Origin of the sequence: Aquitalea sp., assembly GCF_030150775.1 — a bacterium.
GTDB lineage: Bacteria > Pseudomonadota > Gammaproteobacteria > Burkholderiales > Chromobacteriaceae > Aquitalea > Aquitalea denitrificans.
Genome location: NZ_JASLFG010000061.1, coordinates 87,087 through 112,297, shown reverse-complemented (window position 1 = coordinate 112,297; position 25,211 = coordinate 87,087). Strand labels below are relative to the sequence as shown.

The 25,211-nt window shown below is 60.6% G+C and carries 25 protein-coding genes and 4 tRNA genes; 24 read left to right on the top strand and 5 right to left on the bottom strand.

What is annotated here, in order from left to right; translation table 11 throughout:
• The first annotated feature begins 13 nt into the window (after positions 1–13).
• From QVF59_RS20795 to QVF59_RS20725, 15 genes are all read left to right on the top strand, one after another.
• The gene (locus QVF59_RS20795) at positions 14–757 is read left to right on the top strand and encodes a substrate-binding periplasmic protein (protein WP_287882458.1); all 744 of its coding nucleotides are present in this window, start codon (positions 14–16) and stop codon (positions 755–757) included.
• A gap of 361 nt (positions 758–1,118) precedes the next feature.
• Positions 1,119–1,886, top strand: a complete 768-nt coding sequence (locus QVF59_RS20790; protein WP_159875518.1) for an oxygen-binding di-iron domain-containing protein — start codon at positions 1,119–1,121, stop codon at positions 1,884–1,886.
• Positions 1,887–1,897: 11 nt separating this feature from the next.
• Positions 1,898–3,415, top strand: coding sequence for a hypothetical protein (locus QVF59_RS20785; protein ID WP_159875517.1), 1,518 nt, complete (start codon positions 1,898–1,900; stop codon positions 3,413–3,415).
• Between the two features lie 11 nt (positions 3,416–3,426).
• Complete coding sequence (locus tag QVF59_RS20780; RefSeq protein WP_287882455.1) at positions 3,427–4,863, top strand: hypothetical protein; 1,437 nt, start codon at positions 3,427–3,429, stop codon at positions 4,861–4,863.
• An 18-nt stretch (positions 4,864–4,881) separates the two neighbouring features.
• On the top strand, positions 4,882–5,424 hold the full coding sequence (locus QVF59_RS20775) for a GTP-binding protein (protein ID WP_159875515.1): 543 nt from the start codon (positions 4,882–4,884) through the stop codon (positions 5,422–5,424).
• A 2-nt stretch (positions 5,425–5,426) separates the two neighbouring features.
• Positions 5,427–6,059, top strand: a complete 633-nt coding sequence (locus QVF59_RS20770; protein WP_159875514.1) for a roadblock/LC7 domain-containing protein — start codon at positions 5,427–5,429, stop codon at positions 6,057–6,059.
• A gap of 49 nt (positions 6,060–6,108) precedes the next feature.
• Positions 6,109–6,471 (top strand): roadblock/LC7 domain-containing protein, encoded by a 363-nt coding sequence (locus QVF59_RS20765; RefSeq protein WP_159875513.1) that lies wholly within the window; start codon positions 6,109–6,111, stop codon positions 6,469–6,471.
• 338 nt (positions 6,472–6,809) lie between these two features.
• The gene (locus QVF59_RS20760) at positions 6,810–8,255 is read left to right on the top strand and encodes a circularly permuted type 2 ATP-grasp protein (protein WP_287882453.1); all 1,446 of its coding nucleotides are present in this window, start codon (positions 6,810–6,812) and stop codon (positions 8,253–8,255) included.
• The gene (locus tag QVF59_RS20755; protein WP_287882451.1) at positions 8,249–9,181 is read left to right on the top strand and encodes an alpha-E domain-containing protein; all 933 of its coding nucleotides are present in this window, start codon (positions 8,249–8,251) and stop codon (positions 9,179–9,181) included. Before QVF59_RS20760 ends, QVF59_RS20755 begins: the two co-directional genes overlap by 7 nt.
• A 36-nt stretch (positions 9,182–9,217) precedes the next feature.
• Positions 9,218–10,006, top strand: a complete 789-nt coding sequence (locus QVF59_RS20750; RefSeq protein WP_287882449.1) for a transglutaminase family protein — start codon at positions 9,218–9,220, stop codon at positions 10,004–10,006.
• A 46-nt stretch (positions 10,007–10,052) separates the two neighbouring features.
• The gene (locus QVF59_RS20745; RefSeq protein WP_287882448.1) at positions 10,053–10,793 is read left to right on the top strand and encodes a proteasome-type protease; all 741 of its coding nucleotides are present in this window, start codon (positions 10,053–10,055) and stop codon (positions 10,791–10,793) included.
• A gap of 73 nt (positions 10,794–10,866) precedes the next feature.
• Positions 10,867–11,490 carry a YecA/YgfB family protein gene (locus tag QVF59_RS20740; RefSeq protein WP_287882446.1) on the top strand — a complete coding sequence of 208 codons (624 nt, stop codon included), beginning with the start codon at positions 10,867–10,869 and terminating at the stop codon, positions 11,488–11,490.
• Between the two features lie 208 nt (positions 11,491–11,698).
• A complete protein-coding gene (locus tag QVF59_RS20735; protein WP_287882444.1) occupies positions 11,699–12,526 on the top strand; it encodes an undecaprenyl-diphosphate phosphatase in 828 nt (275 codons plus the stop codon).
• Positions 12,527–12,697: 171 nt separating this feature from the next.
• Positions 12,698–13,171: an NUDIX hydrolase gene (locus QVF59_RS20730; protein ID WP_159875506.1), complete on the top strand. Its 474-nt coding sequence runs from the start codon at positions 12,698–12,700 to the stop codon at positions 13,169–13,171.
• 6 nt (positions 13,172–13,177) lie between these two features.
• Complete coding sequence (locus tag QVF59_RS20725) at positions 13,178–13,525, top strand: thioredoxin family protein (RefSeq protein WP_287882442.1); 348 nt, start codon at positions 13,178–13,180, stop codon at positions 13,523–13,525.
• A 73-nt stretch (positions 13,526–13,598) separates the two neighbouring features.
• On the opposite strand, the gene QVF59_RS20720 is transcribed toward QVF59_RS20725, so the two are convergent.
• The 3 genes from QVF59_RS20720 to folD form a co-directional block, all read right to left on the bottom strand.
• Complete coding sequence (locus QVF59_RS20720) at positions 13,599–14,204, bottom strand: hypothetical protein (protein WP_287882441.1); 606 nt, start codon at positions 14,202–14,204, stop codon at positions 13,599–13,601.
• A gap of 9 nt (positions 14,205–14,213) precedes the next feature.
• Complete coding sequence (purU, locus tag QVF59_RS20715; protein WP_287882439.1) at positions 14,214–15,077, bottom strand: formyltetrahydrofolate deformylase; 864 nt, start codon at positions 15,075–15,077, stop codon at positions 14,214–14,216.
• A 155-nt stretch (positions 15,078–15,232) separates the two neighbouring features.
• Positions 15,233–16,084, bottom strand: a complete 852-nt coding sequence (folD, locus tag QVF59_RS20710) for a bifunctional methylenetetrahydrofolate dehydrogenase/methenyltetrahydrofolate cyclohydrolase FolD (RefSeq protein WP_159875503.1) — start codon at positions 16,082–16,084, stop codon at positions 15,233–15,235.
• Positions 16,085–16,345: 261 nt separating this feature from the next.
• Between folD and QVF59_RS20705 the strand changes: the two genes are divergently transcribed.
• The 5 genes from QVF59_RS20705 (at position 16,346) to QVF59_RS20685 (ending at position 17,606) form a co-directional block, all read left to right on the top strand.
• Positions 16,346–16,422: transfer RNA gene (locus QVF59_RS20705), tRNA-Pro, on the top strand.
• Between the two features lie 19 nt (positions 16,423–16,441).
• Positions 16,442–16,518 (top strand) — tRNA-Arg (locus QVF59_RS20700).
• Positions 16,519–16,567: 49 nt separating this feature from the next.
• Positions 16,568–16,643 (top strand) — tRNA-His (locus QVF59_RS20695).
• Positions 16,644–16,693: 50 nt separating this feature from the next.
• Positions 16,694–16,769: transfer RNA gene (locus QVF59_RS20690), tRNA-His, on the top strand.
• A gap of 165 nt (positions 16,770–16,934) precedes the next feature.
• Complete coding sequence (locus tag QVF59_RS20685; RefSeq protein ID WP_159875502.1) at positions 16,935–17,606, top strand: GntR family transcriptional regulator; 672 nt, start codon at positions 16,935–16,937, stop codon at positions 17,604–17,606.
• A gap of 64 nt (positions 17,607–17,670) precedes the next feature.
• Here the strand turns inward: QVF59_RS20685 and QVF59_RS20680 are convergent, their stop codons facing one another.
• A complete protein-coding gene (locus tag QVF59_RS20680; RefSeq protein WP_287882436.1) occupies positions 17,671–18,591 on the bottom strand; it encodes a LysR family transcriptional regulator in 921 nt (306 codons plus the stop codon).
• A 128-nt stretch (positions 18,592–18,719) separates the two neighbouring features.
• Here QVF59_RS20680 and QVF59_RS20675 point away from each other — a divergent pair, with 128 nt between their 5' ends.
• Positions 18,720–19,574, top strand: a complete 855-nt coding sequence (locus QVF59_RS20675) for a pirin family protein (RefSeq protein ID WP_287882434.1) — start codon at positions 18,720–18,722, stop codon at positions 19,572–19,574.
• A 64-nt stretch (positions 19,575–19,638) separates the two neighbouring features.
• Positions 19,639–20,514 carry a pirin family protein gene (locus tag QVF59_RS20670; protein WP_287882432.1) on the top strand — a complete coding sequence of 292 codons (876 nt, stop codon included), beginning with the start codon at positions 19,639–19,641 and terminating at the stop codon, positions 20,512–20,514.
• Between the two features lie 5 nt (positions 20,515–20,519).
• Here QVF59_RS20670 and QVF59_RS20665 read toward each other — a convergent pair whose 3' ends face one another.
• Complete coding sequence (locus QVF59_RS20665; RefSeq protein ID WP_287882430.1) at positions 20,520–21,701, bottom strand: ABC transporter substrate-binding protein; 1,182 nt, start codon at positions 21,699–21,701, stop codon at positions 20,520–20,522.
• A gap of 210 nt (positions 21,702–21,911) precedes the next feature.
• On the opposite strand from QVF59_RS20665, the gene QVF59_RS20660 reads away from it, so the two are divergent.
• Both QVF59_RS20660 and QVF59_RS20655 read left to right on the top strand, forming a co-directional pair.
• The gene (locus QVF59_RS20660) at positions 21,912–24,557 is read left to right on the top strand and encodes a PAS domain-containing sensor histidine kinase (protein ID WP_287882428.1); all 2,646 of its coding nucleotides are present in this window, start codon (positions 21,912–21,914) and stop codon (positions 24,555–24,557) included.
• Positions 24,554–25,162: a response regulator transcription factor gene (locus QVF59_RS20655; RefSeq protein ID WP_287882425.1), complete on the top strand. Its 609-nt coding sequence runs from the start codon at positions 24,554–24,556 to the stop codon at positions 25,160–25,162. The genes QVF59_RS20660 and QVF59_RS20655 overlap by 4 nt, the downstream gene beginning before the upstream one ends.
• Positions 25,163–25,211 lie beyond the last annotated feature (49 nt).

The window sequence follows — 25,211 nt, the reverse complement described above, 5'->3', positions numbered from 1 at the left end:
GAGAGCACTGCGCATGACCGTCTTCCGCTCCCGCCTGACATTGCTGCGCCAGCGACTACCCTGGCTGCTCCTGCTGTGCGCCTGCCTGTCGCCAGCAGCGCTTGCTGACGGCAAACTGCTGGTGGTCACCGAGAATTCGTCCTGGCTCAGCACCATCGACCCCCAGGGCAATGTCGCCGGGCGCAGTACCCAGCTGGTGAAGGATATTCTGACCCGCGCCGGCCTGAAGGCCAATTTCCAGGTTTTGCCCTGGGCCAGGGCTTACCGCGTGGCGGCCACCCGCCCCAACACGCTGATTTATTCGATCGCCCGTACCAATACCCGCGAAAACCTGTTTGTCTGGCTGGGCCAGATTGGTCATATGCAAAGGGTGTTCTACCGCCTGAATGGCGAAACCGGCATTGCACCCCAATCACTGGAGCAAGTGAAAAGCTGCTGCAAGGTATGCGTGGGCAATCATGATGTGCAGGAAGAGTTTCTGGTCAAGTCCGGCTTTGCGCCAGGCAGCCAGTACATCACCACCAACAGCCAGCAGGAATGCCCGCGTCTGCTGCAAAGCGGTGCTGCCCAGCTGTTGATTGCCGACCCGGACCAGCTACGCAGTCAGTTGGCCAAGCTGAAAGTCCCGGAACAACAATTCCAGGCGATATTCAGCCTGCCGCAGGGCGATCCGCTGTATCTGGCCGCCAACCCCGCTACCGACCCTCGCATTATCCAAGCCATCACCGAAGCCATGCATCCACCGCACGCTCACTAAGCACCGCAGCAAGCCATTCTCCGCCTCTGCCTGTCACAACTACCCACCACGTGCCACCCCGCCCACAGGCCACTGCATCACAACCGCAGCATGGCCACCGTACGTGGCTGCGACAGGAAGTAACTGAAAACACATGCACATTTTACAGTGCATTTTTTCTTATATTCCAAACAAATATTCAGCCTGCATTTTCGTCATCCTTGACTCATATCAAAACGATTTAGAGCCAAATGAAAATAATAAACACCTTCTCACAAGTCTTGATGACAGCGGCAAGCATACTCATGCCGAGTTACGCCCTGTCAGCAGATTTGCCGCTAAAACCCGTGTTCTGGCGGCAATCCTTACGCAAGGAACAGCCATGGCCCTGGTGCTTTATGATGACGGCAATCACAAATGCGTCGCCTTTACCGAACTGGTACAAGGTGAAGGCATTCAGTCCAACCAGTTTGCCATCATCGACAAAGGTGACGGCATGCTGCTGGACCCGGGTGGCAACCTTACCTACAAACACCTGATTGCCGAGCTGGCCGATTATTTCCTGCCCTCGCATACCCGTTATATCTTTGCCTCTCACCAGGACCCGGACATCATCGCCTCGGCCAATGGCTGGCTGCTGATTACCGATGCCCAGATCATCATTGCCCAGGAATGGGTGCGCTTTCTGCCCCACTTCTGCATGCGCGGTGCCACCGAAGGCCGGCTGATTCCCATTCCGCCACGCGGCATGGACATCACCCTGGGTGGCTCCACGCTCAAGATCATTCCGGCACATTACCTGCATACCGTCGGTTTCTTCCAGATCTACGATCCGCTCAGCAAAATCCTGTTCTCCGGCGACATCGGCGCATCGCTGATGGATGGCCACAATGCCGGCAAGCCGGTGGTCGATTTTGATGCCCACCTGATCGACAGTCACATGCTGGGCTTTCACAAGCGCTACATGACCAATAACAAAGCCTGCCGGCTGTGGGTGCAGATGGTCCGCCAGCTGGATATAGAGTGGATTGTTCCGCAGCATGGCGGCTCGTTCAAGGGCAAGGAAATGGTGACACGCTTCCTTGACTGGTTTGAAACCCTGGAATGCGGCACGGACCTGATCACCGCTGCTGACTTCACCCTGGACTGAGCCTGCTGCCCATGGACACCATCGCCGCCCTGTTAAGCCAGTTGAGCGCCTCTCCCGAAGCCATGGCGGCCAGCGCCGTATTGCTGCTGCTGATCGGCACCTTGCTGATCACCCTGCTACGCCGCCAGTCCGGGCCGACCACAACCGACACCAGCCATCAGCCGCAATTACTGCCCGAAGCAGTCATCCGTCGACCGCAACCGTCAGCCACCGAACAGGCCATGATCCAGCCAGCAACTCCTGTAGTAGCGGCTGATGCCGAGGACGATACCAGCCTGGACGAGGATGATGCCGATGAGCAGACCCTGAGCTATGAAGTGGATGATCTGGACGTACTGGCCGAAATCGAAGTATTCCTGGAGTTCGGCTACCTGGAACAGGCGGCCATTGCACTACGCAGCTATGTGGATGGCAGCTCGATCAATGCACCCAGCCAGCTCAAGCGCCTGTCCGAACTGTATCTGGCCCTGCGCTGGATCGACGACTACAGCGACATGCTGGAGCGCCTGCACGAGCGCAGCATGCTGGACCGTCAGCAACTGACCGACGCCGTGTTTCTCGGCCTGCAGGAAGACCCGCAAAACCTGTCCCTGCGCGTACTGGCAGAAAGCAGGTTGGGCCTGGGCATAGAGGAAGTCAACCAGCAACTGGGCGATCATCTGCCGGCGGCAGGTCATGAGGAAATCCTGCTGCGCGCCGTGGTACAGACACCGGGCCAGCCGGCAGTGTCCGCCATAGAAGCTGTACAGCTGGCGGCCCATCTGCCACGCGTCCCGCTGGTGGAAGGCCGTGCCGAGCTGGCACCACTCAGCCCCCGCGAGATCACCCTGCTCACCACCATGCTGCCGCGCCCGCGTCAGGCAAGCATCTTGCTGGCCTGTCACGAACCGGCTGCTGCCCTGCCGGCACTGCAGGACATGGCCAGCGAAGAAGGTGTGTCGCTGTCGCGTCTGATTGACACCCTGCGCGCCTGTTACATGACGCGCCGGCTGTCTTTGTTCTGCCGCTATCTGTGGCAGTTTCATGTCGGTATCGGCAATGCCGGTCACAGCCTGAAACAGCAGTTGTTCCAGCTGGGCTGCCAGTTGGGCGAACACCCGGTCCTGCTGGCACTGGAAAGCCAACCCGACCGACTGGAACTGGAAGAAATCGGACGTCGTTTCGCCTACATCACTCCGATCAGCCAACCGGCAGCACCGCTGCTGCTGGTTACCTCCAGACAGGCCGAAAACACGGCATCACCGCTGAACAACGCACTGTCCGAAGCGGAAGAATTCATCGAGTTCGGCCAGATAGACATGGCGATCCAGACGCTGGAAACCGCGATTCTGGCCAGCCCGGCCGAAGCCGAACTATATCCGCCCTTGCTCAAACTGTACGAACACCTGGGCGATCTGGCCCGCTTCACCTGGCTGACCAGACAGATTCGCGAGCGGCTGGCCAACCCGCCAGATGAAATTACCGCCATGCTCAGCCGTTTCGTGCAATCCATGCAGCAACGCCTGAACCAGCAACGTCTTGCGGCCTGAGAAACCAGACCATGATGCTTAGCAACACCACCCAGCCTCAACTCGTCACCGTATTGCCCGTGGGGATGGACCCCCGCAAGCTGTCGGTATTTCGCATGGCGTTCCGCATGCACCATTCGCACCAGCTTTACCAATTGCTGGATGAAGCCCCCGGCCAGCTACCAGATTTGGCCATTGTGGATGTCGACAGTGTAGACGGCTGGAATGCCTGGCATGATTTTCGGGCCGAGCATCCACACCTGCCGGCACTGATTGTCACCACCACACCTCCCGGAGAAGCTCCGGCAGCAGTACTGCGCAAACCGGTCCGGATTGAAACCCTGTTCCCGCAAATGCGCGAACTGCTCGGCAAGACACAGCGTCCGCGGCCCGGCGCAACCATGCAGGCAACCACGGTAGCGCTGCACCATGAAGTCAGCCTTACGACGCCGCAAACCAGACCTGCCGCAGCGGCAGCCCCAGAGGCCATCAGCGCAGCCGCTGCCTATGTCGCCAGCGTGGCACCAACGCTGTCCGAGGTCATCACCCAGTCCCAGGAGGCTCACCGCGCCGCCACGGCAGCCCTGCAGAATGCCGCAGTGGCACCTGCATCCGACCTGCCGCAGTTAATGGATTTGCCAGATGCCGAGACAGTAACGGACAGCACCGCAGCAAACCACGACAACAAGGTAAACGTGGTGCGCAGCATGCTGCCTCCGGAACGTCCGGCCAGTGCGACGGCAGAACCGCACCTTGATGCCAGCAAGGTCGATTACGCCAAAATCAGCTTTGCCCGGTTCGACCCCAATGCCGGCCTGTTCGGCATGGTGGCCCGCTTGCTGCGCCAGCGCAGCGCTGCCGTGGTACGAGTAAGGGAAATACCGGTACTGGTATTGCTGCCAGCACAGGACAAAGCTCTGTTGTTGCAGCCGCTGGACAGCCTGCAGGCATTGTGTGCGGCCCCCAGCCAGGATGTGGATCAGCAAGCCTATGCCAACGAACCCCTGCCAACGGTCAGTCAGGAACTTCGCCCGCAAACCCTGGCCTGGCAGCTGGCCATCTGGACTTGTCAGGGCCGCCTGATGCGTGGCATCAGTGCCGACACCCCGATCCGCCTGCGCTTCTGGCCTAACCTGACCCGGCTGGCTCCCATTCCGGAAGCCATGCGCATTACCGCCTTCCTCACCCGGACCCCGGTCAATCTCAAGCTGATCACCCGCCTGCTCAAGGTGCCGCCAGAACATCTGTTCAACTATCTGGCTGCCGCCTACGGCATCGGGATTCTCGACCTCCCCAACCGCAGCGGCAATCTGTCGGTCATCACCACCGAGCCGGTAAGGCCCGCCGCCAAGGCCGAAGCCGCCAGCAGCGACAACACCAGCAACGCCCCCGGCGCAGCGGTGGTGAAACCGGCACCGGGCAGTGGCAACCTGCTGTCCCGCTTGCTGAAAAAAGTCATCGGCCTGTAAACAGGAAAACTCGAATCCATGCGTGCTTACGATAACAAGATCATCTTTGCCGGCCCGGTCGGCGCAGGCAAAACCACGGCCATCGGTGCCATCAGCGATATTGCACCGGTTACCACCGATGCCCGTGCGTCTGACATGACACTCAACCGCAAGGACACCACCACGGTGGCACTGGACTACGGCGTGCTGATGCTGGATGAAACCACCAAGGTCCATCTCTATGGCACACCCGGCCAGGAGCGGTTTGATTTCATGTGGGACATCCTCAGCCAGGGCGGCATCGGTCTGATCCTGCTGCTGGACAATACCCGTACCAATCCGGTGAAGGATCTGCAGTTCTTTCTGAACGCCTTCCGCGACATGCTCAAGGACGCCCCACTGGTGATCGGTGTCACCAAGACCGATATGCGCGCCACACCCAGCATCGAAACCTATGCCGCCCTGCTGGAAAAATTTGACATGCGGCCACCCATTTTCGAAATTGATGCCCGCTCCCGGGAGGACGTCAAAAAGCTGGTACTGGCCCTGCTGTTCTCCATTGATCCCGGGCTGGAAAGCTGATCATGTCAGACAACCTTTCGCTCAAGGACGCGCTGTACCCGATTGCCAGCCCGGCCGGGGCCTACTATGCCGTGTCCAGCCCGGAACAGGATGCCGCCCGCGTGCTGCTGACCCAGATTCTGCGGCTGGGCCATTCCGTTCCGCTGACTGAGTCCCTGCTGACCGAGTGGAGCAACAATGACCTGGACAAGGGACTGGAGACCCTATACCGGCTGCAGCGACTGGACTTTGTCCACGGCACCGAAGAGCCGCGCCCTTCGCTGGCAGTCAATCTGGAAAGCCAGCTGCCATCGCTGCTGGCCGCGCTGTCGGACAACGGTCGGGCCCTGCTGGCCGACGACAACGGTCTGTATTACGCCACGGCGGGCTTTCATCACGAATCCGCCGAGGAAATCGCCGCCCTGGCCGGCGACATCATGTCGCTGAACCGTCGCCACGCCCTGCTGCTGAAGAACAACCTCAACATCAGCAGCCTGGCCTGGTCGGTCAGCAATCCTGCCGGACAGAGTGAGCTGGGATTTTTCCCCCTGCATGTCGGGCAGCAGTCTTTCGTGCTGGTGATCGGCGGCATCCCGCGCCTGCAGGACGAACACTTCGTGACGCTGATCGAATTGCTCAGCCGTCGTTACGCTTGAATAAACAGCAGACCCGATACGGGCCACAGAATACCCACTGGAGAAAACCATGCGTGAACAGATGCTCAAGTCCATCCTGAGTGACCTTAACGGTGCCTCGGCCGATATCGAAGCCTCGGCCATCATCTCATCCGACGGCCTGACCATGGCCGCCCTGCTGCCGCAGGATGTAGATGAAGACCGGGTTGGTGCCATGGCTGCCGCCATGCTGTCGCTGGGTGAACGCACCGCCAAGGAGCTGACGCGAGGCGAGCTGGAACAGGTGATGGTAAAGGGCGATAACGGTTACATCCTGATGAGCTATGCCGGCAAGGATGCCGTACTCACCGTGATTGCCCGGCGTGAAGCCAAGCTGGGCCTGATTTTCCTGGATGCCAAGCGCGCCGCGCGCAATATTGCCGAAATCCTCTGACCATCACGGCCCGGCCTCGGGCCATGACCAGCCGGCAGCGATGGGCCTCACGCCCCGTGGCTGCCGGCATTGTCTCTGCCACTGCCCGCCCGCCTTGTGCCTGCACCATTGTCAGGCCGCTTGCGCACCACGCCTTGCCGCCTTGTTTCATTGCGGTGCAGCACCGTCTTCACCCGACATGGTAATTCCCCCTTCCGACCCTGACAGTGCCTGCATCCGGTGCATAAGGGCTCCGACACTGCACCACAGCCTGCCGTATTGCCGGCCACAACGGCTACTCTTTGCCGGGCATGCTTATTGCGTAATGCATTGCACAAGCCATCAAGGGGGAATGCGCGATGCACCGGATCACACCGCTAGACCACACCCACTACGACGAAATGCTGGCACCGGATCAGAACACCCGTCCGTCCTACCAGCACTTCGCCAACTGGCTTAACCAGGCACCGCTGGCCTGGCTGCGCGACAAGCAGAGCGAGGCCGACACCCTGTTTCGCCGCGTCGGCATCACCTTTGCCGTGTACGGCGACGAGAGCGGCTCCGAACGGCTGATCCCGTTCGATACCATTCCACGCATCATCTCCGCCAGTGAGTGGAAAACGCTGGAAGCAGGCTGCATCCAGCGCGTCACGGCACTCAACCGCTTTCTGCACGACATCTACCACGAGCAGAACATCCTCAAGGCCGGCATCATCCCGCCGGAGCAGATTCTCACCAATGCCGGCTACCAGTTGGCCATGCAGGGCATAGATCTGCCACGCCAGGTGTACGCCCATATCGCCGGGGTGGACATCATCCGCCACAGCGACGGCGGCTTTTACGTGCTGGAAGACAATCTGCGCACCCCGTCCGGGGTGAGCTACATGCTGGAAAACCGCAAGATGATGATGCGGCTGTTTCCCGAGCTGTTTGCCAACCACGACATCACGCCGGTGGAACACTACCCCAATATGCTGCTGGACACCCTGCGCTCGGTGGCACCGGCCGAGGTGGATAATCCCACCGTGGTGGTGCTCACCCCCGGCCAGTACAACAGCGCCTATTTCGAGCACGCCTTTCTGGCCAGCCAGATGGGGGTGGAGCTGGTGGAAGGGCAGGACCTGTTCGTCAAGAACGGCCATGTCTACATGCGCACCACCTCGGGCCCGCAGCGGGTGGATGTGATCTACCGTCGGCTGGACGATGCCTATCTGGACCCGCTGGCCTTCAATGCCGGCTCCATGCTGGGCGTGCCGGGTCTGATGTCGGTGTACCGCGAAGGCCGCGTCAGCGTGTGCAATGCGGTGGGCACCGGTGTGGCGGATGACAAGTCCATCTACCCCTATGTGCCGGACATGATCCGCTTTTATCTGGGCGAAGAACCCATCCTGCACAATGTGCCCACCTGGCAGTTGCGCAAGCCGGATGATCTGGCCTACGTGCTGGACCACCTGCCCGAGCTGGTGGTGAAGGAAGTCCACGGTGCCGGCGGCTACGGCATGCTGGTTGGCCCGGCCGCCACCCAGGCGGAAATCGAAGCCTATCGCCTGCGCATTCTGGAAGACCCGGCCAACTTCATCGCCCAGCCCACACTATCCTTGTCCACCTGCCCCACTTTTGTCGAATCCGGCATTGCGCCGCGCCATATCGACCTGCGCCCCTTTGTGCTGTCGGGCAAGAAAGTGCAGCTGGTAGCCGGCGGCCTCACCCGCGTGGCCCTGCGCGAAGGCTCGCTGGTGGTCAACTCGTCGCAAGGCGGCGGCACCAAGGACACCTGGATCCTGAAGGAGGACATCACATGCTAAGCCGAATGGCAGGGTGCCTGTACTGGATGGCACGCAATATGGAACGCGCCGAAAACACCGCGCGCTTGCTGGATGTCAGCTTGCAGATGTCGCTGCTGCATGCGTCCTCGCAGGACGACCTACTGGTGCCGCTGGATGTCACCGGCAGCACGGCGGATTTTCTGCGCCATCACCACACCCCCACCCCGCAAGCCGTGCTGCACTACCTGGCACTGGATGGCGAAAACCCGGGCAGCATTTACAACTGCATGCGCAGTGCGCGGGAAAACGCCCATGTGGTGCGGGTAAAAATCACCACCGAGATGTGGGAGCAGGTGAACGGAACCTGGCTGGAAATGCGCGAATGGCAGGCTCGAGGCCTGGACACCCGCAGCGCCTCGGCCTTTCTGGAATGGGTGCGCGAGCGCTCGCACCTGTTCCGTGGCGCAGGCTACGGCACCATGTTGCGCAATGACACCTTCCACTTTTCCCGGCTGGGCACCTTCATCGAACGCGCCGACAACACCGCGCGCATCCTGAATGTGAAAACCAAGCAGATCAGTGACAACGAGCCGGAAGCAGAAAACATCCTGGACTACTACCAGTGGGCGGCGCTGCTGCGTTCGGTGTCCGGCTTCGAGGCCTATCGCGACATCTACCGCGACAGCATTACCCCGGAGCGGGTGGCCGAACTGCTGATCCTGCGCCACGACATGCCGCGCAGCCTGCGCGCCTGCTTTGGTGAAATCAACAAGGTGCTGGGCCGCATCGAAGGCCATGCCGGGCGCAGTGCGCGGCGGCGCGCCAGCGAAATCCAGGCGCGGCTGACCTACAGCAGCATCGAGGACATCTTTGCCGACGGGCTGGAACAGACACTGGACAGCCTGATCGACGACATCATCCTGCTGGGCAACACCATTCACCACAGTTATCTGGAAGCTGCCTGAGCACAGGCCGGTTCGCATCATCAGAAAGGGATAGCCATGAGACTCGCCATCAGTCATGAGACGCTGTACCGCTACGACAGCCCGGTCCGTCACAGCACCCAGTACCTGCGCCTGACGCCGCAAGGCGGCAACGGCCTGCAAATTCTGGACTGGCAGCTGGAACTGCCGGTGGCCGCCCATCGCAGTACCGACAGCTACGGCAATATCCTGCATGTGCTGACGCTGGACTACCCGCACCAGGAAATCCGCATCAAGGTCAGCGGCACAGTGGAGACCGATGTCACCGCCCCGCTGAGCGACGATCTGCCGCCACTGTTTTTCCTGCGCCAGACCGAACTGACCACCCCGGACGAGGCCCTGCGCCGCTTTGCCGCCGCTTACCGCCAGCCCGTACCCAGCCTGGGCCAGCTCCAAGCGCTGGTGGAAGGCATTCGCGAGCACATGCCCTTTTTGCCTGGCGAAACCCAAAGCCATACCCCGGCTGCCGCCGCCTTTGCCAAAGGGGCTGGCGTGTGCCAGGACCACACCCATGTCTTCCTCAGCTGCGCCCGCCAGCTGGGCATCCCGGCACGCTATGTCAGCGGCTATGTCTACTCGCCGGCCCACGCCACCGACCACGTCTCCAGCCATGCCTGGGCCGAAGCCTGGGTGGGTGGGGCCTGGCACAGCTTTGACGTGGCCAATGCCGTAGCCGCCAACGAGCACCACCTGAAACTGGCCATCGGCATGGATTACCTGGATGCCTGCCCGGTACGCGGCGTGCGCTTTGGCGGTGGCACCGAAAGCATGAGCGCCCAGGCGCGCGTCTGGCTGGACGGACAGTAACAAGCCAGCTAGATTGGTTTAACTCCACTTTTCAAGTAGCTGCATCATGACTTACTGCGTCGCCATGAATCTTGCGTCCGGCATGCTGTTTGCCTCGGACTCCCGTACCAATGCCGGGGTGGACCACGTATCCACCTTTCGCAAGATGCAATTTTTCCAGCAACCGGACGAGCGGCTGCTGGTGATGCTGTCCGCCGGCAACCTGGCCACCACCCAAAGCGTGGTCAGCCTGCTGCGCCAGCGCGCCAACGCCAGTAGCGGCAAGGGCGAGCGCAACATCCTGAATGTACCGTCGATGTACGACGCCGCCTGTCTGGTGGGCGATACCCTGCGTGAAATTGTCGAGCGCGACGGCCCCACCCTCAGCCAGTCCAAGATCGAAGTCGGCTGTTCCTTCCTGCTGGGCGGGCAAATCCGGGGAGAGGCACCACGGCTGTTCAATATCTATCCGCAGGGCAATTTCATCGAAGCCACCCAGGACACACCGTATTTCCAGATCGGCGAAGCCAAGTACGGCAAGCCCATCATCGACCGGGTGGTCAGCTATGACACCCCGGTGGAAGACGCCGCCAAATGCGCGCTGATCAGCTTTGACTCCACCATGAAGAGCAATCTGTCAGTCGGCCTGCCCATCGACATGCTGGTTTATGACAAGGACGACTTCGGCCCCGGCATCCACCAGCGCATTACCGAGCACGACCCCTACTTCCAGCAATTGCACACCGGCTGGGGTGAGGCCTTGCGCGAAGCCTTTGCCGCCCTGCCGCCGATGCGCTGGAAGGAATAAGACCACAACGTGATTGGTCAGCCAGGGGGCTGATCGGTAATAATGCGGCATTACCACTGAAAGACCACTGTTGATGAAACACGCTCCGCTGACTGAGGCCGACTACCAGCGCCTGTCTGCCACCCTGCAACGCTTTGAAAGCCTGCAGTGCATGAACCTGGAAAAGCTGGACGGTTTCTTCACCGCCCTGCTGTGCGGCCCGGAAGCCATCAGGCCCACCGAATGTCTGCCACTGATCCTGGGCGAGGCCTTTGACGACGAGCAGGCCTTTCGCAGCGAAAAGGATCTGGAGAAATTTGTCTCGCTGCTGATGGGCCACTGGCTGGACATCACGCACACCCTGCAACAGGGCGCAGAATTCCAACCCTGGCTGGATGCCGATGAACAAGGCGTGGTGCACGGCAATGACTGGGCCGAAGGCTTTGTCGAAGGCATGCAGCTGCTACAGGACGACTGGAATCTGCTGTTTGACGATGCCGAGCATGCCGGCGCGCTGGAAGCCATCATGGCCCTGGCGTTCGAACGCCATCCCGACCCGGAAATGCGCCCCTACATCGACAGCAGTGATACCACCCAGCGCGAACAATGGCTGGCCGCTATCTCCCCTGCCGTGCAGGAAATCCACCAGTTCTTTGCCAGCATTCGTGCCGCCATGGAAGCCGAGCTGGAGCAGGATGCGCTCGATCCCAAGCACTGAAAGCTGCTGACAACATACCTGCCGTGGCCTGGTGCCTGCTTGCCCTACGGCGGATAGTGTCGGCATCGGCGCACCGTATCCTGGGTGCCCTGCCAGGTTTTGTTAGCGACACCCAGCCCCGCAGCCATCCATGACACGTCATCAAAACGACATCCTTGCATGATAAAACTGTGCGTTTTCATTTTTTGCGCACACCGCCCCCGTCACGATGAATCCTGTTGAAGCACTGCTGTTTGCGGTTATCCAAGGTATCAGCGAACTGTTTCCGGTCAGCAGCCTGGGACATGGCATCCTGATTCCGGACTGGCTGCACTGGTCGCTCAATCGCAGCAACCCGGACTTTCTGCCCTTCATGGTCATGCTGCATCTGGGGACTGCCCTGGCCCTGCTACTGTTTTTCTATCGCGACTGGTTGCAGTTGATTGCCGGCTTCATCCGCGCCAAAGGCGGCAGCAGCAACCCGGAAGCACGGCTGATGTGGCGACTGCTAGCCGGTACCATCCCTGCTGGCCTGCTGGGGCTGCTGCTGGAAAAACAACTGCGCGTACTGTTTGGCAGCGCCACTGCCGTACTGGTTTTTCTCAGCATCAATGGCCTGCTGCTGTTGTGGGGTGAGCGTCTGGGTCAGCGTCGGGCACACAAGAGCCTGGATGAGTTGAGCATTACGGGTGCCATCAAGATCGGCAGCGGTCAGGCACTGGCGCTGTTGCCGGGCATTTCCCGCTCTGGCGTGACCTTGATCAGCGGACTGGCGCATGGCCTGGATCATGCCTCTGCCGCCCGCTTTTCCTTCTTGCTGGCAACCCCCATCATCCTGGCGGCCGGGATACTGGAAATCCCCAAGCTGGCCCACGCCGGCCATGCCCAACCCTGGGGTCTGCTACTTGCCTGCGGTGCCGTTGCCGGCCTGTGTGCCTACGCGAGCACCTGGTTTCTCATGCGTTATTTCAAGAAAACCGAAATCGAATCGCTGCGCCCCTTTGGCTGGTATTGCCTGCTGCTTGGCCTGGGTGGACTGGTTTACCGCCTGGTTTGACACGCCGTGAACTTGACTCCGCCTGACGCTGCGGTCAGGCATGTATGCCACGGATCAAGACATTACAGGTATAAAGAAGCATTGACTGTTTGTCGCTACCGGAGGCTTACATTAGAATAGCCAACAGAACTGGGCCGCCATTTGCGGCCCGTATCTGTTATATAGAGACGCATGAGAAATCTGGACGACAAAAAGCCCGATCAACGCCTGCCGGCTGATCTGGCAAGACGTGCCACCGCCATTATCGAATTGCCGGATGGTGTGCTGGTCACCGCAGCACGTGGCAGTCGCTACAACCTGCCTGGCGGCAAGGCCAACCGGGGCGAATTGCGCTCCCAGGCCCTGATCCGCGAAATTCGGGAAGAAACCGGGCTGCGCATCAACTCCATGCTCTACCTGTTCGACCACATCACCCCCCACAATGCCCACAAGGTATACCTGTGCATTGCGCAGGGCCAGGCAAAGCCACAAGGTGAAATCGAGCGTATTGCCCTGGTTTCCTCCCCGGAAACCGATCTCGACCTGTTTGTGGAAAGCCGCGCCATCCTGCGGCGCTACGCCCGCTTGCGCAATGAGGAAACGGCCAAGGGGCAGGCCTTGCGTGCCATTCTGGGGCTGGCCCGTTACATCGCCAAGGTAGACTGAACCATCATGGCCAGTACTCCCTGGCTGCTGCTGGACGAGTTTGGTTTCTACCAGCGGCTGGCCGCCCTGCCCGGCAATACCCTGGTCCTGTTCGGCCAACCCGGTTGCTCAGCCTGTCGCGCATGGCGGCAACTGCTGCAGGATTGGCAGCCCGACGGCCTGCAGCAACTGGCCTATGTTGATGTACAGCAAAGCATGGCACTGGCCCATGCCTTCGAAATCTTTCATCTCCCTACCCTGTTGCTGTTTGTCGACGGCCACTATCACGGCCAATTGCGCAGTGCCATGCAACGCCAGAGCGTGCAACAGGCCCTGAGCACACTGCTGGCCAGCCCAGCGGAGGAAGAGCCCTGAGCAGGACGCTTGCCGCAACAGAAAAGGGCTGCCCGCAGGCAGCCCTTTTCTGTGACAACGACAACACAGTTACTTACAAATCACTATTGCCCTTGCTCACAGCCGGGGTATCGCTGGCAGGTGCCGTCGCCTCACTGACCGGACCCAGCATGTCTTGCGGAATGGTCACCCAACCCATGCTGCCCGCCAATTGCAAGGTCATGGCCAGTGTCAGCATGGCAACCGGGGCAAACAGCATCACCCCCAGTAGCACCCGCACGCGGCCTACACCGGAGACAAGAGCCAGCCCGTTGACCATCAGGGCAATGGTCAGCAAGGACAGGGCCAGATCCGCACCCAGCGCGACGTCATCCGGCAGCCAACTGGTCAGCGGCTCGACAAACTGCAGGCTGTTGCACAGCACGATCAGGCTAAACAGCGAACCGGACGGCTGCCACTTGGCCAGCCGCAGCCATACCGTCATGAACTGGGTGAACAACAGGGTTTCCAGCCAGGTAAACAGCAGCATGAACAGCATGCGGCCAGCGATATTGCCACCCAGCTCGCCGGTGCCGCCACTGGCGACAAGTCCAAGCACGGTAAGCAGCAGTGCGGGTACCCAGCGTGGATACTGATACTGCTCCAGTGGCCCCACCCGGAAACGCAGCAGGCCCAGCAAGTCATCAATCAGACGGTGCATGGTGCCGGCTCAGTCAAAGACAACGGTCTTGTTGCTGTAAGACAGGATGCGGTCGTCCAGATGCCAGCGCACGGCACGGGACAGCACCACTTTTTCCAGATCACGGCCTTTCTGGATCAGGTCTTCCACATCGTCGCGATGCGAAATGCGGGTGACCTCCTGCTCGATGATCGGACCTTCGTCCAGATCCTCGGTCACGTAATGGCTGGTGGCACCGATCAGCTTCACGCCACGGGCAAAGGCACGGTGATACGGCTTGGCCCCATCGAATGCCGGCAGGAAGCTGTGGTGGATGTTGATGACGCGGTCCGGGTAGCGCTTGACGAACTCACCGGACAATACCTGCATATAACGCGCCAGCACGATGAAATCGACACCGGCTTCTTCCAGCAGGCGGAACTGCTCGGCCTCGGCTTTCTCCTTGTTGTCGCGGGTAACCGGCAGCACATGGAAAGGAATGCCGTTGAATTCCACCAGCCGGCGGCAATCTTCGTGATTGGAAATCACCAGCGGAATATCACAGTTCAGCTCGCCAATGCGCCAGCGGTGCAGCAAATCCACCAGGCAGTGTTCGTACTTGGACACAAAAATGGCCATGCGCGGCTTGCGGCTGGACAGGGAGACCTTCCAGTTCATATTGTGCTCGGAGGCAATCGGCTGAAAAGCGGCGGCAAACGCGTCCATCGGCAGGGTAAAGCCGGCCAGATCCCACTGGATGCGCATCAGGAACAGGTTTTCACTGCCGTCCTGATGCTGGTCAGCGTGCATGATGTTGGCGTTGTAGGTCATCAGGAAATTGGCCAGGGCCGCTACCAGGCCCTTCTTGTCCGGTGCACTGATCAACAGCGTGGCCGACTGGGGGGAATTGCTCATTATTACAGTCTCTTTGTCTTTACATGATCAACGGCAGCCTTGCGGCTGTCACTTGCCAATTCTGTTCTGCCCGTACCCACACTGCCAATGACAAACGCCACACGCGACAGGGGCAAGCCCCTGCAGCCTGTGGCGCTGTATGCCGGTGAACGGGATCAGGCGTTCAGATTGGCCGAATCCAGCGTATTCTGCAACAGCGTTGCCACGGTCATCGGACCGACACCACCCGGAACCGGGGTGATGAAACTGGCGCGCTCGGCAGCAGCGGCAAACTCCACATCGCCGGCCAGCTTGCCGGTATCCAGACGATTGATGCCCACATCAATCACCACCGCACCGGGCTTGATCCACTCGCCCTTGATAAAGCCGGGAATTCCCACCGCAGCCACCACGATGTCGGCCTCGCCCACTTCGCGCGCCAGATCCTGCGTAGCACTGTGACACACGGTAACGGTGGCACGCGCCAGCAGCATTTCCAGCGCCTGCGGACGACCCACGATATTGGAAGCACCCACGATCACGGCTTTCTTGCCCTTGGGGTCGATGCCGTATTCTTCCAGCAGGGTCATCACACCGCGCGGCGTGCACGGACGCAGCAGCGGCATCTTGATGGCCAGCCGGCCCATATTATAGGGATGGAAACCGTCGACATCCTTTTTGGGGTCGATGCGCTCGATCACGGCTTGCGGGTCGATCTGCTTGGGCAGCGGCAGCTGAACCAGGATGCCGTCCACGGTGGCATCGGCATTCAGGGTATCGATGATATCCAGCAATTCCTGCTGGCTGGTTTCAGCCGGCAGATCGTAGGCAACCGAACGGATGCCCGCCTTTTCGCAAGAGCGCTTCTTGCTGCCTACATATACGCTGGAGGCCGGATCGTTACCGACCAGGATGACCGCCAACGCCGGTGCGCGCTTGCCTGCAGCCACACGCTGCTTTACACCTTCGCCTACCTTGGCGATGAGTTGTTCTGCTACTGCCTTACCATCAATGAGTTGCGCCGCCATGCCTGATTCCGTATGGAACTTGAAAAGAGGCGGCAATTTTCTCATTTTTTGGCTTTTTACGAAACCACAAAAATACATTAGGAATAATTTCACGTAAAGAAAAATTAGCAAAATAAGCATCTATATATCATGCAGTTAGTCATGCCAGTGTTACAGCCGAATGTCGGCTCCACCATAGCCAGCCCACAAGCACCCAAAAAAAGATTGCAACACGGTGTTGACAGAAAACAGGCCTGTCCGTATAGTTGCGTTCTCTGTCGTCGGGGCGTAGCGCAGCCTGGTAGCGCACCTGATTTGGGATCAGGGGGTCGCGAGTTCGAATCCCGCCGCCCCGACCAGAAAAAGCCCGATACGTGTGTGCCCGTAGCTCAACTGGATAGAGCACCGGCCTTCTAAGCCGGGGGTTACAGGTTCGATTCCTGTCGGGCGCGCCAGTGCTCAAGCAGTACTGGCAACAGTTGTAGTAGAATGCAGTACCCTGTGGTGGATGTAGCTCAGTTGGTAGAGTCCAGGATTGTGATTCCTGTTGTCGTGGGTTCGAGCCCCATCATCCACCCCACCCTCTTTCAGACGGTCAGCTCATGGCTGACAGGTCAACCCGCTTCGGCGGTGGATGTAGCTCAGTTGGTAGAGTCCAGGATTGTGATTCCTGTTGTCGTGGGTTCGAGCCCCATCATCCACCCCAGTCTTGCAAGAAAAACCCGGCTTCGGCCGGGTTTTTCTTTTCCAATGGCAAAATCTTTCACTTTTGCGACAAAAACCTTCGCAATGCCCTCTTGTCTGACAATGGAAGCACCGTATAATCGAATACATTTGCATTTATCCGATTGACTGACAGACCCTAAAAACCATGACTACCCTGCAGCCGATCAAGCGCCAGACGCTGACCAGTGCCGTAACCGAATCGCTTCGCCAGCGACTGCTTTCCGGAGAATTCGTCGACGGACAGCAATTGCGCCAGGAAGCGCTATCCAATGAATACGGCGTCAGCCGCGTGCCGGTACGCGAAGCCCTGCGCCAGCTGGAGGCCGAAGGGCTGATCCAGATCATCGACCACAAGGGTGCCGTGGTTTCCAAGCTGTCGCTGGAAGACGTGCTGGAACTGCTGGAAATCCGCGCCATGCTGGAAGGATCGGTGCTCAAGGCATCGATTCCCTGTCAGACCCCGGCCGACATTGCCCTGGCCGAGCAGACCCTGCATGAATTCGAAGTAGCCCTGCAAAAGAACGACGTGCGCCACTGGGGTGAGCTGAACTCGCGCTTTCACCTGGCCTTGTACCGCGCAGCCAAGCGCCCCAACACGCTGGCGCTGATCGAACAGCTGCACAACAAGACCGACCGCTACACCCGCATGCAGATCCTGTTTACCCGCACCATGGAGCGCGCCCACGAGGAGCACACCCGGCTGCTGGAACTGTGCAAGCAAGGCGCAGCCGAGGAAGCCGCAGAGTTCATCCGCTTCCACATCCTGTCTGCCGGCCACGCACTGGAGCACTACCTGCAGGGGCAGCAGGGCCACTAAGTCCGGCCACACACCACACCCGCCACGACCAGCCCAGCGCTGGTCGTTTTGCTTATGGCACGGGCTAAACCCCTTGGTACGGCTGGTAGCTGCTGCGCCAGTGCTCTGCCTCTGCCCGCAGGCAATCAGCCAGTTGCAGGGTAGCCGGTCCGGCAACCGGCGGATCCGCCAGAATCAGATATAGCGCCGCCTTGCGCAAACCACCATGAGCCAACGGCAATGGCTGCAACCGCCCGGCGGCCACGCCGGCGGCAATGCGGTGCCAGGCCAGCCAGCCAAAAGCAAAGCCCTGCTCCACCGCGGCAATGGCCGTATCCGGCTGCGATACAGTCCAGCGCTGCCACGCCCCCAGCCAGCCCTCATCGCGCGGCTGTCGCTGACCCGAATCACGCAGCACCACCTGCACATGCTGCTGCAAATCCTCCATCTCCAGCTGCCGGCCCAAGCCATGCAGGGGATGATGTGGCGCGGCACAGGCAACAAACTCCGCCTCCAGCAACCAGTCACCCAGAAATCCCTGTGGCACCCGTCCCGCCACGGCCAGTTCCACCTGCTGGCCATGCAGCGCATCATCCGCGCCGGACATCACCACCTCGTGCATTTGCAGGCGGGTACTGGGGCAATGAGCGGCAAACTGCCCCAGCGCAGGCAACAGCGCCGGCGTAGGAAACAAGCTGTCCACAGCCAGCCGCACTTCAGCCTCCCAGCCCTGCTGCAAGGAACGCGCCTTTTCCTCCAGCCGCAGCGAAGCTGCCAGCACATTCTGTGCATCCCGCAGCAATACCTCTCCCGCCGGCGTCAGCTGCATGCGCCGCCCTTGCGGTCGCAACAGCTCTACCCCGAGCTGCTCTTGCAGCCTGGCTACTGCATAGCTGACCGATGACTGGCTGCGATGCAGTACGGCGGCCGCTTGGGCAAAGCCACCCTCGCTGACAATGCACTGCAAAACCTGCCATTGCTCCCAGGTGGTTCTGGCCTGTTTCATTTATCTAATTTTCCGATTGATTACTACTAATTTTTGCGCTTTTTTATTCAAATTTCCACTGCAATAATGCAAACCATGTTCAACGGCCAGGGCACCCAGCACTGCCGGCCCAAGCAAGGAGATGTACGATGAGCAAACACACCATCAGCCGCGAAGTAGAACGTCTTGTCAATGGCATGGAGGTATCAGACGGTGCCGGCGTACGCCTGCTACGGGTACTCACGCATGATCTGCAACGCCGGCTCGACCCTTTCCTGATGCTGGACGAATTCCGTTCCGATAATCCGGACGACTATATTGCCGGCTTCCCGGACCACCCGCACCGCGGCTTCGAAACTGTCACCTACATGCTGGATGGCCGCATGCGCCACCGCGACAGCACTGGCCAGGAAGGCTTGCTTGGCCCGGGCGGCGTGCAGTGGATGACCGCAGGCCGTGGCCTGGTGCATTCGGAGCTGCCAGAACAGCAGGATGGCCTGATGCATGGATTCCAGCTGTGGGTGAACCTGCCAGCCAAGAACAAGATGATTACACCGTGGTATCGCGATATCCCGACTGGCGAAATCCCGGAACAGCAAACGGCCAGCGGCAGCCTGCTACGGTTGATTGCCGGCTGCGTGGATAGCCAGCCCGCTGCCATCCAGCGTCTGGATACCGAGCCACTGTATCTGGACGTGCATCTAGCTGCCGGACAGGGGGAGTTCATCGCCATCCCGGCAGGCCATAATGCATTCATCTATGTTTATCAGGGTGAGCTGGAGGCAGGCAGTCATGGACAAGCGGTCAAGCAGCGCCAGATGGCCATTCTGGCCAATGATGCTGCAGCCGGTGGCATCCGCGTGACCAGTGACGCACCAGCGCGCTTCCTGCTGGTGGCCGGCAAACCTTTGAACGAGCCGATTGCCCAGTGGGGGCCGTTCGTGATGAATACCCGTGCCGAACTGGAAGCTGCGGCTGACGATTTCCGTAACGGACGTTTCTGAACCAACACGCAGGCAGCGGCTGTCGCCCTCAAGGTGGCAGCCCTGTCGGCAGGAGCCCATCACCATGCATACATGGAGCGAACGCATCAGCGCCAAGATCAGCGATATCGGCTTTCCGGTGCGCCGCCTGCTGCCCAGTCGCAGCGCACGCCATATCGGCCCTTTCATCTTTCTGGACCACATGGGGCCGGCACACTTCAACCTGACCGTGCGTGACAATGACGTCCGTCCGCACCCGCATATCGGACTGGCCACCCTCACCTATCTGTTCAGTGGCGCACTGATGCACCGCGACAGTCTGGGCAGCGTGCAGCGCATTGAGCCGGGCGCGGCCAACCTGATGCTTGCCGGGCGCGGCATCGTGCACTCGGAACGCATCCCGGATGACATTCGCAGCAATGGTATGGCAGTAGAAGGCTTGCAACTGTGGTTGGCACTGCCGGTAGAGCTGGAAGAATCCGCACCTGCCTTCATGCACTATGGCAGCAATGAGCTGCCGACCTGGCAACAGGATGGTAGCCGGATACAGCTGGTACTGGGCAGTGCCTGGGGGCGCAACTCCCCGGTTGCCTTTCCTGGTGAAGCCTTGTATGCCGTCGTTGAGATGGCTGCCGGTGCCACGCTGGAAATACCGACAGGCTTTGCCGAGCGTGGCATTTATCTGGCCAGCGGCAGCATCAGTCTGGCAGGAGAAACCCTTCAGGCCGGCGAGCTGGGCCTACTGCCCGCTACCACCGCACCGCTGCTGTTCAAGGCTGAGCAAGCCAGCCGCCTGGCCTTGCTGGCCGGCCCGACGCCGGATGCCCACCGCATTCTGGACTGGAACTTCGTCTCCACCCGGCTGGAGCGCATCCGCCAGGCCAGGGACGACTGGCAACAGGGGCGCTTTGCCCCGGTGCCGGGCGAAACCGAGTTCATCCCGCTACCCACGCGCGGCTGAAGCGCTTACTGGTGCGGCTTGTCGGCCGGGTAGGCATACACCACCCGGCCACGTTCCACCTTGCCGATCACCGGCACATTCAGCTCCAGCGCCTCGTGGTCGTTGCGGCTGAATGGCTGTTTGTAGGTGGTGATCACCCCTCTAACCGGCTGATGCAGGTTTTCCAGCGCACGCACAATGGCAATGCCATCCAGCGAGCCCGCCTGACGGATGGCCTCGGCCATCAGCTTCATGCCGTCATAGCCTTGTGCCGCCGAGGGCGGTGAAGGAATGCGGCGGGTGTGGAACAACCACTGGTAGCCATCCAGAAAATCGCGCCGTCTTGGGGTGTCGTCTTCGGCCGGAATATAGCTTTGCACCATGCGCGCGCCCTCGCCATTGGGGCCGGCATTATCGATGAAGTTGGACATGGACAAGGTCCAGCTGCCGATGATGGGAACCTTCCAGTCCATGCGCGCCATGGTGTTGGCCAGCTCGGCCAGCTCCGGGCCGATGGCATAGGTGAGAATGGCCTGGCTGCCGGCATTGCGTGCCTGCAGCAGTGCATTGGCCATGTCGCGTTCCTGCAGGTTGAAGCGCGCCACATAGCTGGGCTTCAGTCCGTTCTGACCCAGCGCACGTTCCAGCTCCATCAGGCCCTGATAGCCGTAATTGGTGTTGTCGGCAAAAATGGCCAGCTTGCGATAGCCGGAACGCTGTACCGCCTCGCGCACAATCAAGGGCGCTTGCAGGTCGTCTGCAGCCGCCACCCGGAAAATATAATTGTCGGTGTTGCCATGCAGCGGAAACTGCCGGGTCAGGATGGCGGCGGTGGCCACCGCCAGCATCACCGGCACCCGCGCGTCCTGATAATTCTTGCTGGCCGCCAGCGCCACCCCGGTATTGACGAAGCCCACCACCGCCACCACCCGGTCCTGGGTGAGCAATTGCTGCGCCACCTTGATGCCGCGCGCCGGGATGCCGCCGTCGTCACGCTCCACCAGTTCGATGGGCCGCCCCAGTACACCGCCACTCTTGTTGATCTCGGCAGTCGCCAATCGGATGCCGTTACGCATGCTCAGGCCCATCGGGGCAGAACCGCCGGTAAAAGCCCCGGGGACGCCGATGCGAATGGGTTGCGGTGCGGCCAGCACCAGGCTGCACACCAGGCCCAACCATACTCCGCCGATTATGCTGATGCTGCGCATGCTGCTTGTCTTCCTGCCTGATCAAAACCAGCCGCGAGATTACCCCCGGCAAGGGCATGGACTCAAGTAGCACGCGAATTTGCGCAAGCACAGGCCACAACTGCGGGCCAACCCTTACAGTCAGGCCAGCCGGCTTGTCGTACACTGGAGCAAATGATTCCGGCCAGTGCATGCCACCGGATTTTTCGACCTCTTGCCCACCGCCTCCCTATGCGCACACCCCGCTTTTACGCGTTCCGCAAACGCAGTGGCTGGTATCAGCTGTTTCCCAATACCACCATCGTGCTGTTCTTCCTCACCATGGGCGTAATGCTGTGGACACTGGATGCACGCGAAGCCGAGCAGCAAAAAAGCAATCTGGCCCGCGATGCCCTGTGGGCAGAACAAACCCTGCAACTGAAGCTGGAAGACAATCTGGCCCAGCTGACCGACCTGGCCCGCAGCATGGGCAGCGGCGAAACCGACGAGGCCGGCTTCCAGACCCAGGCCTCACAGCTATTGGCCAACACCCCGGAAATGCTGGCGCTGGCGCGCAGCGACAGCCACGGCATCCTGCGCTGGACCGCACCCTATGAAGATGGCCCGCTGGCACCCGGCGGCAACATCCAGGCAAGGGAGGCCTTCAAGCTGGCCCAGCAAAACGGGCGCTTTGCCTACAGCGCACCGTTTCGGCGCAGCAATGGCAGCTGGCGCTACGAACTGCACATTCCGCTGTACCAGAGCGGCCAGTTCAACGGCATGCTGGTGGCCATGTTTGATGCCGACAATGTGGTCAGACGGCTGCCACCGGCCTGGTTCAGCGAAAAATACCAGCTAGAACTACAAACCCGCGATGGCAGCACCATTGCCTACAATGCCCAGAACCGCCTGCGCAGCGGCGTGGCAGAAAAACTGGAACTGCCCGGCACCGGGCTGGTGATTACCGCCCGCCCGGTAAAAGGCGCGATGACCCAGGCCCGGCTGCTGCAGCTGGGACTGATTGCCGGCATGGTGCTGCTTACCCTGCTCAGCCTGCTCAGCCTCAACCGCCATATCCGCGGCCGGGTGGAGGCCGAGCGCGAGCGCGACCGGGTATACCGGCTGTCGCAAGAAATGCTGGGCGTGGTACGGCGCGACACCACCATCCTGCAACTGAATCCGGCCTTTGAAAAAGGCTTGGGCTACAGCGCGGACGAGCTGTTGGGCACCTCCTTCCTTAACTACCTGCTGCCGGAAGAGCGGGAAAGTGCGCGCGACAGCTTCGAGCGCCTGTTCGATACCGGCGGGGCCGACCGCTTTGTCCAGACCCGTATTCTCACCCGCAGTGGCGAAATCCGCTGGATCGTCTGGGCACTCAGCCCCCTGGCCGACAGTGGCGTGGCCTATGTATCCGGCCGCGACATCACCGCCGAGAAACAGGCCGAACAGGCACTGCGCCAGGAATCCGCCTTCCGCAAGGCGATGGAGGACTCGCTGGTGGTGGGCATTCGCGCCATCGACCTGCACGGGCGTATTACCTATGTAAACCCTTCTTTCTGTGCGCTGACCGGCTATAGCGAACAGGAACTGCTGGGCCTGGCCCCGCCCTACCCCTACTGGCGGCAAGGCCCGCAGGGAGAAGGCAATCGGCGTGACCTGGACGATACCCTGGCCGGCGATGCACCGCCCGAGGGCTTCCAGTCCATCCTGCAGCGCAAGAATGGTGAGGTGTTCGATGCCCACATTCTGGCCTCACCACTGATTGACGCGCGCGGCCACCATACCGGCTGGATGGCAGTACTCACCGACATTACCGAACGACTGGAAGCACAACGCCGGCTGGAAGCCTCGCACGACCGTTTTCTCACCGTGATCGAAGGGCTGGATGCCGCCGTCGCCGTGGTAGACCCGGCCACGCTGGAGCTGCTGTTCTGCAACCAGCGCTACCAGCAATGGTTTACCCCGGATCAGCCGGCGGACAGCCAGCTGGGCTATTGCGACTTGCGCCTGGTGGAGCTGATGCGCAGCGCCCGCGACGTGGACATGGAAGTGTGGATGGACCCGCCCTCGCGCTGGATTTCCATGCGCCGGCGCAGCATACGCTGGGTGAATGGCCGCATTGTCTCCATGACCATCCTCACCGACACCACCCAGCAGCACGACGCTGAAGAACGCTACCAGCAGCAGATGCAGCAACTGCAATCCACCTCGCGCCTGGTCACCATGGGCGAGATGGCCTCCACCCTGGCGCACGAACTGAACCAGCCGCTATCGGCCATTGCCAACTACCAGGCCGGCTGTATCGAGCGCATCCGCCAGGGCAAGGCCACCCCGGAAGCACTGTTGCCGGTGATGGAAAAGATTACCGCCCAGGCCGAACGCGCCGGCACCGTGGTGCGACGCATCCGCGAATTCGTCAAACAAAGCGAGCCAGACCGCAAGACCTGCCAGCTCACCGACATCATCGAAGCCTCGCTGGCCATTGCCGATATTGAAGCCCGCCGTCAGGCCGCCACCATCGACATCCGGCTGGACAAGGACCTGCCGCCACTCTATGTCGACCCCATCCTGGTGGAACAGGTGCTGCTCAACCTGATCAAGAACGGCATCGAAGCCATGCAGGACTGCACCCCGGCCGAACGCGTGCTGCATGTGGAAGCGCGCCAGCTCAACCCGCGCCGCATTGAAGTGGCCATCAGCGACCACGGCCACGGCGTGCCGCTGGACCTGAAAGAACGCCTGTTCGATGCCTTCTTCACCACCAAGGCCGAGGGCATGGGCATGGGCCTGAACATCTGCCGCACCATCATCGAGTTCCACGAAGGTCAATTGTGGGTGGAAGACAACCCTGGTGGTGGTAGTATTTTCCGATTCACGCTACCGGTGTCCGAAACATGAGTGCCAGCTCTCCCCAGGTTCACATCGTCGATGACGACGAAGCATTCCGTGACTCGCTGGTTTTCCTGCTGGAAAGCCATGATTACGCCATCTCCTGCCACGCCAGCGCCGAGGCCCTGCTGGAAAGCTTCCAGCCGCGCGGGGCCGGCTGCCTGATTGTTGATATCCGCATGCCCGGCATGAGCGGGCTGGAACTGTTTGACGAACTGAGTACACGCAATAATCCCTGGCCGGTCATCTTTATCACCGGCCACGGCGATGTGCCGATGGCGGTGCAGGCAGTCAAGCGCGGCGCACACGACTTTCTGGAAAAACCGTTCAACCAGCAGGCGCTGCTCAATACCGTGGACAGTGCACTGGCACTGAGCCAGCAGCAGCAGGTCAGCAGCGCCGCCCGCGACCGCTTTGCCGAATGCCTGTCCTCGCTCACCATTCGTGAGCGCGAAGTACTGGACAAGGTGGTGGAAGGCAAGATGAACAAGGTAATTGCCGACGAGCTGGGCATCAGCATCAAGACGGTGGAAGCCCATCGCGGCAAGATGATGGACAAGATGAAAGTGCGCTCGATTGCCGACCTGGTGCAGGCGGTAATGGCCAACCGCTAGTGGCTGGCCTGGGGAAGCCCTGCAGAATCAGGATAATCCCTAATGGAAA

Excerpts from the sequence above, each read along its gene's own strand:
- QVF59_RS20735 (WP_287882444.1), top strand. The coding sequence starts at position 11,699 with ATGAATCCTGTTGAAGCACTGCTGTTTGCGGTTATCCAAGGTATCAGC.
- QVF59_RS20675 (WP_287882434.1), top strand. The coding sequence starts at position 18,720 with ATGAGCAAACACACCATCAGCCGCGAAGTAGAACGTCTTGTCAATGGC.
- QVF59_RS20655 (WP_287882425.1), top strand. The coding sequence starts at position 24,554 with ATGAGTGCCAGCTCTCCCCAGGTTCACATCGTCGATGACGACGAAGCA.
- QVF59_RS20720 (WP_287882441.1), bottom strand. The coding sequence starts at position 14,204 with ATGCACCGTCTGATTGATGACTTGCTGGGCCTGCTGCGTTTCCGGGTG.
- QVF59_RS20685 (WP_159875502.1), top strand. The coding sequence starts at position 16,935 with ATGACTACCCTGCAGCCGATCAAGCGCCAGACGCTGACCAGTGCCGTA.
- QVF59_RS20795 (WP_287882458.1), top strand. The coding sequence starts at position 14 with ATGACCGTCTTCCGCTCCCGCCTGACATTGCTGCGCCAGCGACTACCC.
- QVF59_RS20755 (WP_287882451.1), top strand. The coding sequence starts at position 8,249 with ATGCTAAGCCGAATGGCAGGGTGCCTGTACTGGATGGCACGCAATATG.
- QVF59_RS20660 (WP_287882428.1), top strand. The coding sequence starts at position 21,912 with ATGCGCACACCCCGCTTTTACGCGTTCCGCAAACGCAGTGGCTGGTAT.
- QVF59_RS20730 (WP_159875506.1), top strand. The coding sequence starts at position 12,698 with ATGAGAAATCTGGACGACAAAAAGCCCGATCAACGCCTGCCGGCTGAT.
- QVF59_RS20745 (WP_287882448.1), top strand. The coding sequence starts at position 10,053 with ATGACTTACTGCGTCGCCATGAATCTTGCGTCCGGCATGCTGTTTGCC.
- QVF59_RS20775 (WP_159875515.1), top strand. The coding sequence starts at position 4,882 with ATGCGTGCTTACGATAACAAGATCATCTTTGCCGGCCCGGTCGGCGCA.
- purU (WP_287882439.1), bottom strand. The coding sequence starts at position 15,077 with ATGAGCAATTCCCCCCAGTCGGCCACGCTGTTGATCAGTGCACCGGAC.
- QVF59_RS20750 (WP_287882449.1), top strand. The coding sequence starts at position 9,218 with ATGAGACTCGCCATCAGTCATGAGACGCTGTACCGCTACGACAGCCCG.
- QVF59_RS20740 (WP_287882446.1), top strand. The coding sequence starts at position 10,867 with ATGAAACACGCTCCGCTGACTGAGGCCGACTACCAGCGCCTGTCTGCC.
- QVF59_RS20670 (WP_287882432.1), top strand. The coding sequence starts at position 19,639 with ATGCATACATGGAGCGAACGCATCAGCGCCAAGATCAGCGATATCGGC.
- QVF59_RS20680 (WP_287882436.1), bottom strand. The coding sequence starts at position 18,591 with ATGAAACAGGCCAGAACCACCTGGGAGCAATGGCAGGTTTTGCAGTGC.
- QVF59_RS20665 (WP_287882430.1), bottom strand. The coding sequence starts at position 21,701 with ATGCGCAGCATCAGCATAATCGGCGGAGTATGGTTGGGCCTGGTGTGC.
- QVF59_RS20760 (WP_287882453.1), top strand. The coding sequence starts at position 6,810 with ATGCACCGGATCACACCGCTAGACCACACCCACTACGACGAAATGCTG.
- QVF59_RS20790 (WP_159875518.1), top strand. The coding sequence starts at position 1,119 with ATGGCCCTGGTGCTTTATGATGACGGCAATCACAAATGCGTCGCCTTT.
- QVF59_RS20765 (WP_159875513.1), top strand. The coding sequence starts at position 6,109 with ATGCGTGAACAGATGCTCAAGTCCATCCTGAGTGACCTTAACGGTGCC.
- QVF59_RS20785 (WP_159875517.1), top strand. The coding sequence starts at position 1,898 with ATGGACACCATCGCCGCCCTGTTAAGCCAGTTGAGCGCCTCTCCCGAA.
- QVF59_RS20725 (WP_287882442.1), top strand. The coding sequence starts at position 13,178 with ATGGCCAGTACTCCCTGGCTGCTGCTGGACGAGTTTGGTTTCTACCAG.
- QVF59_RS20770 (WP_159875514.1), top strand. The coding sequence starts at position 5,427 with ATGTCAGACAACCTTTCGCTCAAGGACGCGCTGTACCCGATTGCCAGC.
- folD (WP_159875503.1), bottom strand. The coding sequence starts at position 16,084 with ATGGCGGCGCAACTCATTGATGGTAAGGCAGTAGCAGAACAACTCATC.
- QVF59_RS20780 (WP_287882455.1), top strand. The coding sequence starts at position 3,427 with ATGATGCTTAGCAACACCACCCAGCCTCAACTCGTCACCGTATTGCCC.